The 10,460-nt window shown below is 38.5% G+C and carries 11 protein-coding genes and 1 pseudogene; all 12 read right to left on the bottom strand.

All coding sequences use genetic code 11. The features are described 5' to 3' along the window. A partial coding sequence (locus RT445_RS21220) for a DNA topoisomerase (RefSeq protein ID WP_313471506.1) occupies nucleotides 1-868 on the bottom strand: 868 nt, incomplete at its 3' end. Nucleotides 869-960: 92 nt separating this feature from the next. Further along, nucleotides 961-1,857 carry a DNA-processing protein DprA gene (dprA, locus tag RT445_RS21215; RefSeq protein ID WP_274795952.1) on the bottom strand — a complete coding sequence of 299 codons (897 nt, stop codon included), beginning with the start codon at nucleotides 1,855-1,857 and terminating at the stop codon, nucleotides 961-963. Nucleotides 1,858-2,049: 192 nt separating this feature from the next. Continuing rightward, entirely contained in the window at nucleotides 2,050-2,952 is a 903-nt protein-coding gene (gene sucD, locus RT445_RS21210) for a succinate--CoA ligase subunit alpha (RefSeq protein WP_274795951.1), read from the bottom strand. Between the two features lie 17 nt (nucleotides 2,953-2,969). Then, nucleotides 2,970-4,130, bottom strand: a complete 1,161-nt coding sequence (gene sucC / locus RT445_RS21205) for an ADP-forming succinate--CoA ligase subunit beta (RefSeq protein WP_274795950.1) — start codon at nucleotides 4,128-4,130, stop codon at nucleotides 2,970-2,972. A gap of 162 nt (nucleotides 4,131-4,292) precedes the next feature. Then, nucleotides 4,293-4,595 (bottom strand): EscU/YscU/HrcU family type III secretion system export apparatus switch protein, encoded by a 303-nt coding sequence (locus RT445_RS21200; protein WP_274795949.1) that lies wholly within the window; start codon nucleotides 4,593-4,595, stop codon nucleotides 4,293-4,295. Continuing rightward, nucleotides 4,592-6,481 (bottom strand): hypothetical protein, encoded by a 1,890-nt coding sequence (locus RT445_RS21195; RefSeq protein WP_312505165.1) that lies wholly within the window; start codon nucleotides 6,479-6,481, stop codon nucleotides 4,592-4,594. Before RT445_RS21195 ends, RT445_RS21200 begins: the two co-directional genes overlap by 4 nt. Before the next feature lie 56 nt (nucleotides 6,482-6,537). Beyond that, on the bottom strand, nucleotides 6,538-7,299 hold the full coding sequence (locus RT445_RS21190) for a ribonuclease HII (protein ID WP_312505164.1): 762 nt from the start codon (nucleotides 7,297-7,299) through the stop codon (nucleotides 6,538-6,540). Between the two features lie 154 nt (nucleotides 7,300-7,453). Then, nucleotides 7,454-8,329 (bottom strand): annotated as a pseudogene (gene ylqF / locus RT445_RS21185) (ribosome biogenesis GTPase YlqF). Between the two features lie 57 nt (nucleotides 8,330-8,386). After that, nucleotides 8,387-8,950 carry a signal peptidase I gene (lepB, locus tag RT445_RS21180; RefSeq protein ID WP_274795945.1) on the bottom strand — a complete coding sequence of 188 codons (564 nt, stop codon included), beginning with the start codon at nucleotides 8,948-8,950 and terminating at the stop codon, nucleotides 8,387-8,389. Nucleotides 8,951-9,055: 105 nt separating this feature from the next. Next, entirely contained in the window at nucleotides 9,056-9,400 is a 345-nt protein-coding gene (rplS, locus tag RT445_RS21175) for a 50S ribosomal protein L19 (protein WP_274795944.1), read from the bottom strand. A 117-nt stretch (nucleotides 9,401-9,517) separates the two neighbouring features. Continuing rightward, nucleotides 9,518-10,255 carry a tRNA (guanosine(37)-N1)-methyltransferase TrmD gene (gene trmD, locus RT445_RS21170; protein WP_312505489.1) on the bottom strand — a complete coding sequence of 246 codons (738 nt, stop codon included), beginning with the start codon at nucleotides 10,253-10,255 and terminating at the stop codon, nucleotides 9,518-9,520. Continuing rightward, nucleotides 10,255-10,460: ribosome maturation factor RimM (gene rimM / locus RT445_RS21165; RefSeq protein ID WP_313471504.1), on the bottom strand; the 206-nt coding region annotated here is incomplete at its 5' end. The genes rimM and trmD, both read right to left, overlap by 1 nt.

The following is a 10,460-nucleotide window of genomic DNA, read 5'->3' as shown; positions in this document are numbered from 1 at the left end:
TTTTTCCAATATCAATACCTTCATATAACTGTTGAGCTAGCATCATGGTTTTCTTAGCTCGAAAATTCAACTTTCGTGCTGCCTCTTGTTGTAAAGAAGATGTTGTAAAGGCTGGCGCAGCATTACGTTTGCGTTCCTTTTTCGTTACATTGACAACATTAAAGTTTGTTCCTTTTACATCTTTTAATATTGCCTTTACTTGTTCTTCATTTGTTAATTTAATTTTGTCTTTACCATTTCCATAGTAAAGAGCATCAAAGGTTTTTTTACCTTTTTCAAATGTTCCTTCAATTGTCCAATATTCTTCTGGTTGGAAGTTTTTAATTTCATTTTCACGATCAATAATCATGCGTAGAGCTACCGATTGTACACGACCTGCTGATAGACCCTTTTTCACCTTTTTCCACAGAATTGGGCTAATGTTATAGCCTACGAGTCTATCCAATATACGTCTTGTTTGTTGTGCATCTACTAAATCCATGTTAATTGGACGTGGATTTTTAAAGGACTCTATAATTGCATCCTTGGTGATTTCATTAAATACAACACGACAATCTGAGTGAATATCAATGTTTAACGCAGTCGCAAGGTGCCAAGCAATTGCTTCTCCCTCGCGGTCTGGATCGGCCGCTAGATAAACTTTCTTCACTTTTTTTGCCGCAGATTTTAATTCCTGTAATACAGGTCCTTTACCACGTATCGTAATATATTTAGGTTCAAAGTTATTCTCAGCACTAACACCCATTTGGCTACGTGGAAGATCCCTAACATGTCCAACCGATGCTTTTACTTTATATTTCTTACCTAAATATCGTTCAATTGTTTTTGCTTTTGCCGGTGATTCTACAATCACTAAATAATCCGCCATCTATGTCTCCCCCTTAGCGAGGTCTATTACTAAATTTTTTAAGTTACCTGTTGCAAAATGTATAACAGATTTTAAGATAATGCAACTTTTTTTCAATTTTTGTTAGAAAAGAGGTCCAATGTTTCAATAATTTGATGACCATTTATTACTGGAATGGCCCCTTCTAAAAGTAATTGATTTGTTCCCCTAGACTGCATTGCATCGATAGGTCCTGGCACAACAAATACATCTTTCCCTTGCTCCAATGCAAGCTCAGTTGTAATAAGCGTGCCACTTTTCAACGCAGCTTCTGTGACAACTAAGGCCTGAGATAATCCACTAATAATTCGATTACGCATTGGAAAATGCCATTTTTCAGGCTTCATGTAAGGGGGGTATTCTGTCACTAATAGTTGGTGTTCTGCCAATTGTTTAGCAAGAACGCGATTTTCTGCTGGATAGAGATAATTAAAACCATGTCCAAGCACCGCAATTGTGTGGCCTCCCACATCAATTGTCGCCCTATGTGCTATCGTATCAGCACCTCTAGCAAGCCCACTGACGACCGTATACCCACGTTGAACAAGAGGTGGGACTATGACATCTATCGCCCTCTTTGAATACGCTGTAGCCTTCCTAGAACCTATAATAGCTATCTGTTTATTATTTGATAACAGGGAATACTGACCTTTCACATACAATACAGTAGGTGGGTTGGATATTTCAAATAATTGCGCTGGGAAGTAAGGATGATAAAACGGTATGGGGACTATATTTTCTTGTGCATAAACCTCTTCAAATGAAGTTGTCATAATTTGTCGAAAACTGTGCGAGAGTTGATATGCTTTATGTGCCGATATTTGTAAAACCTTTGCTATTTCATCATATTGAATATTTTCAAACTCGTTTAAAATATTCACTGGGGTCAATAAACGCTGAAGTTTCTGAAGTGGTAATGGGTAAACATAATGTAAAGCTAGTAATCTCTGGGTATCCATTGCAAGGATCATTTAACAAACCTCCTTTTATAATAGAAGAAATTAAATGACCGCAAGATAATTTCAACACAACTTTTTCATCATTATTTATGACACCTGCCACAGAATTGTCGTTTTCTTCACCGCAAGTAGGAAAAAGAGAAGATGGTATACAGTGTATAAATAATGAAAAAGATGTAGCATCAATGTGCTACATCTTCCATTTTAATGGGTTTTACACTTTTCGTATAGCCCTTTTTCTTTAATTACTTTAATCAACGTTTCACCAATAACAGACGGTGTTTCCGCTACTTCAATACCAGCAGCGTTCATCGCTTTAATTTTTTCTGCTGCCGTTCCTTTACCACCAGAAATGATAGCACCAGCGTGACCCATACGTTTGCCTGGAGGTGCAGTTTGCCCACCGATAAAGCCTACGACAGGTTTCGTCATATTTGCCTTAATCCATGCAGCTGCCTCTTCCTCAGCTGTACCACCGATTTCTCCAATCATAACTACTGCGTAAGTTTCTGGATCATTATTAAATGCTTCTAGAACATCAATGAAGTTTGTACCGTTAACAGGGTCTCCACCGATACCTACAGCAGTTGTTTGACCAATGCCAGCTTGTGTTAGTTGGTGCACCGCTTCATATGTTAAAGTACCAGAACGAGAAACAACTCCTACATGGCCTTTTGTATGAATGTAACCAGGCATGATCCCAATCTTACATTCGTCAGCAGTAATTACACCCGGACAGTTCGGACCTACTAAGCGAGTCTTTTTACCTTCCATATAACGTTTAACTTTAACCATATCAAGGACAGGAATATGCTCTGTGATACAGATTGTTAATTCTAATTCAGCATCAACAGCTTCTAAAATTGCATCTGCCGCAAATGGTGCAGGTACATAGATAACTGAAGTTGTAGCACCTGTTGCAGCTACAGCTTCTGCTACTGTATTGAAAACAGGAACTCCCTCGATTTCAAGTCCACCTTTACCTGGTGTTACACCTGCTACGATTTTAGTACCATACTCTAGCATTTGCTTCGTATGGAAAAGAGCTGTTTCGCCCGTAATCCCTTGTACAATTACCTTCGTATCTTTGTTAATAAATACAGCCATTGTTCTCCCTGCCTTCCTTAGCCTACTAGTCCCACAATTTTTTGTGCACCGTCAGCCATTGAATCCGCTGCAACGATGTTTAAACCAGATGCATTTAAAATTTCTTTTCCAAGTTCTACATTTGTACCTTCTAAACGTACAACTAACGGCACAGCTAAACCAATTTCTTTAGCAGCTGTCACAACACCTTCAGCAATAATGTTACACTTCATAATTCCGCCAAAAATGTTTACGAAAATGCCTTTTACGTTTGGATCAGAAAGGATAATTTTGAAAGCCTCTGTTACTTTTTCAGCTGTTGCACCGCCCCCTACATCTAGGAAGTTAGCAGGGCTTCCGCCATAATAACTAATTGTATCCATAGTGGCCATTGCAAGACCGGCACCATTAACCATACAACCAATGTTACCATCTAATGAAATATAGCTTAAATCATATTTGGATGCTTCGATTTCTTTTGCATCTTCTTCGTCAAAATCGCGTAATTCGACAATATCTTTATGTCGATATAGTGCATTCGCATCAAAATTGAACTTAGCATCTAATGCCACAACTTCACCTTGTCCAGTTACAACAAGTGGATTAATTTCTACAATCGAAGCATCTTTGTCGATAAATGCTTGATATAAACCTAACATTAATTTAACAGCTTTCCCTACTAGGTTTGCTGGAATATTCATATTAAACGCCATACGACGTGCTTGGAAGCTTGTTAAGCCCACAACAGGATCTACTACTTCTTTGAAGATTTTTTCTGGATTTGTTTCTGCAACCTCTTCAATATCCATACCGCCTTCTTCAGATCCCATCATCGTAACACGAGATGTTGCACGATCTAATACTAGACTTAAATAATATTCTTTTTGGATATCAGAACCCTCTTCAATATACAAGCGTTTTACTTCTTTACCTTCTGGACCTGTTTGATGAGTCACTAAAATTTTCCCTAATAATTCTTTTGCGTACGTACGTACCTCGTCTAGGTTTTTAGCGATTTTTACACCACCTGCTTTACCGCGTCCACCTGCATGAATTTGCGCCTTGACTACTGTTACATTTGAGCCAAGTTCCTTCGCTACTTTCACTGCTTCATCAGGGGAAAAAGCAACTTTTCCGTTCGGTACAGCTACACCATATTTTCTCAGAATCTCTTTCCCTTGATATTCATGGATATTCATAATACATCCTCCCATCAAACATTTGCGTAGAATTGTTTTACTAACATAGACTATTCTAACGAAAGATTCTGATAAAGTCTACACTTTGTCTTTAGTTCGAATTTTCTCTCTTATTATGCCGCTTTTTTCTATTTTGTGTACTAAAACAGCTTGCAAGAATAGTCAGAATACTTCATTTTTTCTATATTTTCGCGCATGTTGCTGATCTAAACGATATATAAATGCAAAAACCTCAGCTACGGCCTGATATAATTCTTCTGGAATGGACTCATTTAAATCCAGTTGACCAAGCAATTGCACGAGGTTAGGATCCTCATAAATTGGCACATTGTGCTCAGTAGCACGAGCTAAAATATTTTCAGCAATTTTCCCTTTTCCCTTTGCTACAACAGTTGGACTATCAAATTGTCCAAGTTTATAAGTAAGCGCAATTGCCTCTTTTCGTGTAAATTTTTCTTCGCTCATACGCGGATATCCACCCCACTATGATCCTCTTGCTGTTCTATTACAGGACTTACTTTTGCCGTTTGCCCCTTGTCAAATTGTTTAATAAAGACTCCTGAAAGTTGATAATTTTTTTCTGCCAAGCCCATTTTCAAGGCTGCCTTTAGTGGCTCCGCAAGTGGCTGAATATCTGAATGCTCATTAAAGACTGTTACTGTGACCACTCTATTTTGAACCTGCATATCAATCACCGTTTCTTGCATTGATGCCATCTGTAAATAAAATAATACACGTGCATAGTTGGCATCGATTTTGCCATCATCCTTCATACGACCATTCCATTGTAATGTTGCATCCATCTTTTTGCCGAAAAACTCAAGCGGGACTTGCATAATAAGCTGATGTTGATGACCATTCTCTCCTGAAGATAGCTGCATGCCATTCATACGTGTCATGAGCATTTCTGCCGCTTCCTTCATTTGAGGTGTCGTATTAGTTTCCTGCAATAATGTATGGAGCTGTGGCTTTAGCTGATGAGCAATCATTTGCAGATCCGCTGATTTATTGCCTAAGGTAGCCTCATAGCTAATCCCTAAATTTTTTAACACTGTTTTTAGGGCATGCTCCATCGCTTTGCTATCCATCGAATTTTGTACTAGTGCATCTGCTTGGGTTAAAGTTTGCTGAATAAATGGTTGTGTAGAATCAATGCTATTTTTCACAAGGTTGCGCATTAGAACTTCATTCTGGAAAGGAGAATTTGATTCTTGCCTAAAAAGAGAGAGCAGATGATCCTTCACAGAAAGTGCATGGGCATCCTGTGTAAATAGACGATCAGCTGTATTTTGGGCAAACGCTTTTAATAGTTGATCCTGCATTTGTTTAGCAAAAACATCTAGCGTTTGTTTGGTTACCGGTATCTGATTAAAACGGTCCATTAGCTGATTGATTTGCTGTTTTTGCTCATTCGTTAATAATTGTTGATTTCCTAGCCATGTTTTAAGCTGTTCCACAAGTTGACTGGCATTTTCAGGCTTTGTAGCAACGATGGTTTGAATAACTTGTCCAGCTTGCTGCATTGGTTGAAAAGCTTTTGCTTCTTTAATGTTTGACCAGTTTTGTAATGTAGCCTGCTGTGGAAGAATGCCTGATTCCTTGAGAATCGATAATGCTTGCATTTTTTCACTCATCATTGCAGCACTATTTGTTAAACTCTGAAGAACTCTAGCAAGGATGACACCACCCGTTTCTACTTCAAAAGGCTTGGCAATCGCTTGTACTTGTTGCATTAGATTTTGCCTCAATTGGGCAGATAAAGTTACATCCTTTGCTAAAAGCTGAGCAAAGTTATCCATGAGCGTGGTCATACCAGACGTTTTTTGACCATTCATGAGTGCATGAAACACATCATTTGTCATCGGCATTTTAAGCTCTATCATTTTTTGGATGGTTTGCAGTGCATCCACTTTCGACATCCCTTCTGGCAATGCCTTTAACCATATTTCTGCTTGGAGCAGTTGATCTTTCGAAATAGGTAGTTGCGCCTTCATAAAATGTCCCAACAATTGCTGCATCTCTGTAGATTTAGGTAAATTCATAGATTCTAAAAGCTGATTAATTTGTTGATTGGGCGTAGATGCTTGCATCATCGGTCCAGTCACCACTTTTAATTCCGTTTGTGGATTTGTTCCTGTTACCTGAAAGAAATGGGCATCTCCGGCTTTTAAAGGTACTTCAAGTTTAGCTATGAACTTTTGATTGCCTACTTGTATTTCTGCCATCTGGTCTGGATATAATTGCTTAATTGTGCCATGGAATACTTGTCCTTGCTTTAAGGCAAGGGGTTGATTTGTTGATGTGATAGCATTTTGTTGCGGTTGAATCGGATTAAATGATGTGGCTGTCATATACAAACTCCTTTCATCAATTACTCCTTCGTGTAATTGTGTTTCCTTTTTGAACGTTATTGAAACATGGATTTAATCGGTTCGAATGATTTACGATGATGAATAGTTGGTCCGTATTCCTCTAATGCTTTTAAATGCTGCTTTGTACCATAGCCGGCATGTTGTCCAAAGCCATACATCGGAAAGTCCTTATCTAATTGTTCCATATAATCATCTCGGGCTGTTTTAGCTAAAATAGAGGCTGCCGCTATTGCTAAGCTTTTAGCATCACCTTTAATAATCGAATCCTGTGGGATTGAAATAGGCAATGTCATAGCATCTACAAGAACAACATCCGGCTTTTTCGTTAGTGATTCTACACTTGCTTTCATAGATTGTTTGGTTGCCTCAAAAATATTTAACGCATCGATTTGCTGGGCCGATTGAAAATGGATAAAATAACTAATGGCATGCTCTTTAATTAAAGTGGCAAAGGCATTTCTTTTTTCCTTTGATAATTGTTTCGAATCATTCAATCCAACAAGCGCCTCGCAATTAGTCGGTAATATCACAGCTGCAGTCACGACTGGCCCCGCTAACGGTCCACGTCCCGCCTCATCTACACCAGCAATCAATGTATCTATGCCCCCGTAGCTTAAATCGAATGCGACTTTTGCTTGATGTTCTTTTTGTAATTGACGTTTTTTATCTTGTCTTTTTTGCCATGTAAGCCAAGCCTTCTGTACGCCAGCTCTTACATCCGCCTCAATTTCTATCATCCAATCTTGCCATTCCTCCGCATCTTTCAATGCAGTTGTAATTTCTTTAATGGTTTTCATTTTGTACTCCTTCTTGCTACTACTCATTAAAACTATAACATGTTTATGTAGTCTCTTTAACTTGAAAACTATTTACCTCTCTATAGTCATTATCGGTAAGAAAAGTCATTCCTAAAAGAAAAACTGCCACAAGAACATGTGACAGTTTCAAAACTTATAATTGCTCAGCTTCTTTTTCTAGCTGTTCTCCAACAAAATCAAAGGTAAGTTTACCTAATTGTAATCCGCGTATATCTCGAACAATTAGTTGAGCTACTTGATCATAGTCAATTTCTCCACCAGGACCGAATACACGACGTAGTTTCCCAATATGGTCGAATGTATCCACTAACTCTTCATGAATAAATTCGATACCATATCGCTCTTCCATACGCTTTGGATAATGAACAGATAAGAATCGCAAACCATAGACAGCTAAGTCTTCCATATTTGTAATGGTATCCTTAATGGCACCTGTTAAAGCTAATTTAAAGCCTACTTCTTGATCCTCAAACTTCGGCCATAAAATACCTGGCGTATCCAAAAGCTCCAGTTCTTTACCGACTTTAATCCACTGCTGTGCTTTAGTCACACCTGGTGTATTGCCCGTTTTAGCGATATTTTTTTTCGCTAAGCGATTGATGAGCGTTGATTTTCCAACGTTCGGAATTCCAACAATCATGGCACGAATAGCTCTAGGTTTCATTCCTTTTGCTTTCATACGGTCAAATTTTTCTTTTAAAATTTCTTGTGCGGCTTTTGTTACTTGCTGTAAGCCCTTGCCCTCAAGTGAATTAATGGCTACTGCTCTATGACCACGTTGAGCAAATTATTCTACCCATTTACGTGTTTCTTGCTCATCTGCCATATCCGCTTTATTTAAAATTAACAGACGAGGTTTTTGATTAATTACTTCGTCGATCATCGGATTACGCGAGGATAGGGGTAAACGAGCATCTATTAATTCAAATATAATATCAACAAGCTTTAATTTTTCAGTTACTTCACGTCGGGCTTTTGCCATATGCCCAGGAAACCATTGTATTGTCACACCTATACCTCCTAAACTAAAAGAAAAAGGGAGTGATTCAGCGCTCCCTTTCTTGCATTACTTTACAATTTTTATGTCACTAAACGGCCAGAAAATCAAACTGGTGTTACCGATAATTTCCTTTTGTTCAACTAGCCCGATATGTCGGCTATCTTTACTATTTCGACGATTGTCCCCCATGACAAAAACATATCCTTCAGGAATGGTGTCCAAAGAAACATCGATGTCTTTTAGGGTAAAGTCTTCTGTTAAGGTTCCTCCGGTGATTTGCGCTTTATAAGCATCTAAATAGGGCTCATCTATTGGCTCACCATTGATATACAATTGATCGTCCTTATACTCCAGTGTATCCCCCGGCAATCCAATTACACGCTTAATATAATTTTTTTGTTCAGGTGCATGAAATACAACGATATCAAAACGTTTCGGTTCACCTATTTTATAACCAATTTTATTCACAATCATTCGATCGCCATCTTCAAGGGTTGGCATCATGGACTCTCCATCAACTGCTATGGGTGTAAATAAAAAATATCGAATAATTGCAGCAATCGCAAATGCAATTAATAGTGCTTTTGTCCATTCCCATAATTCATTCTTTTCTTTCACCTGTTTTTCCATCGAGAATTGCCCCCTTGTCTATCACCATTTTAGATGATAGTGAATTAAGATGACAAGCAAAAAGAAAAGGGGCTTGAACTCAAGCCCCTCACTTTTAAGTCATAATTATCGAATTTCTTTAATACGAGCAGCTTTACCACGTAGGTTACGTAGGTAGTAAAGTTTAGCACGACGTACTTTACCACGACGTACAACTTCTAGGTTAGCGATTTTTGGTGTGTGTACAGGGAATGTACGTTCAACACCTACACCGTAAGAAATTTTACGAACTGTGAAAGTTTCGCTAATACCGCCACCACGACGTTTAATTACTACACCTTCGAAGATTTGGATACGTTCACGAGTACCCTCTACTACTTTCACGTGTACCTTAACAGTATCACCAGGACGGAAAGCTGGTAGATCAGTGCGAAGCTGAGCTTTTGTAATTTCTGCAATAATGTTTGACATTGTTTTTCTCTCCTTAGACAGATGCTCTTGCACGCAATCTATGCCACAGCGGAACACCGTAATTCAGTACTTCACATAGAAGTACAGAATAGATGTTATCATAAATAAAGCACGTAATCAAGCATCTTGATGATTGTTTTTTAGTTTTTCTAGATACAATTTTTGCTTGTCTGTTAATGGATAATGCTCGAGTAAGTCTGGTCGACGCTCAAAAGTTCTTTTCAGCGATTGTTCCTCTCGCCATTGCTCGATTTTAGCATGATTTCCCGAAAGTAAAACATCAGGTACCTTCATTCCACGAAACTCCGCAGGTCGTGTATAATGGGGATGCTCCAATAAACCTGTTGAAAAAGAATCTTGAATATGTGAATCCTCTTGCCCTAATACACCAGGTAACAGTCTAACTACACTATCAATAACGGTCATAGCTCCTAACTCGCCACCTGTTAACACAAAATCACCAATGGAGATTTCATCTGTCACAAGATGCTGACGTATACGTTCATCATAGCCCTCATAATGCCCGCATAAGAAAACTAATTCCGTTTCCTGTGCTAGCTCCTCTGCCTTTTTCTGAGTAAATCTTTCACCCTGTGGGCACATTAAAATGATACGTGGCTGTTTTCCTGCAGTTATTGCCTCTACTGCACTAAACATAGGTTCAGGCTTTAATACCATGCCTGCTCCACCACCATATGGATAGTCATCAACTTGATTGTGCTTGTTCCCCGAAAATGTACGAATATCCGTTACCTCTAGTTTTACAGCGCCTTTTTCTTGTGCTTTCTTTAATATCGACGCTCCAAAAACGCCAGAAAACATATCTGGGAATAGGCTTAGTACATGAATATTCATCATAATAGACCTTCCATTACATGAATTACTATTTTCTTTTCTTCAACATCTATATCTTTTACGATATCTTCTATATAAGGGATATAATGCTCTTTTTTCGAACCTTTGACTACCCACACATCATTTGCCCCTGTTTGCAGGATATCTGCCACAATACCAATTGTTTGGCCGTCTTCAGAAATAACAGTACAACCTATTATTTCAT

This window comes from Lysinibacillus sp., assembly GCF_032093475.1.
Taxonomy (GTDB): domain Bacteria; phylum Bacillota; class Bacilli; order Bacillales_A; family Planococcaceae; genus Lysinibacillus; species Lysinibacillus irui.
This window is presented reverse-complemented; position numbering and strand designations above follow the sequence as displayed.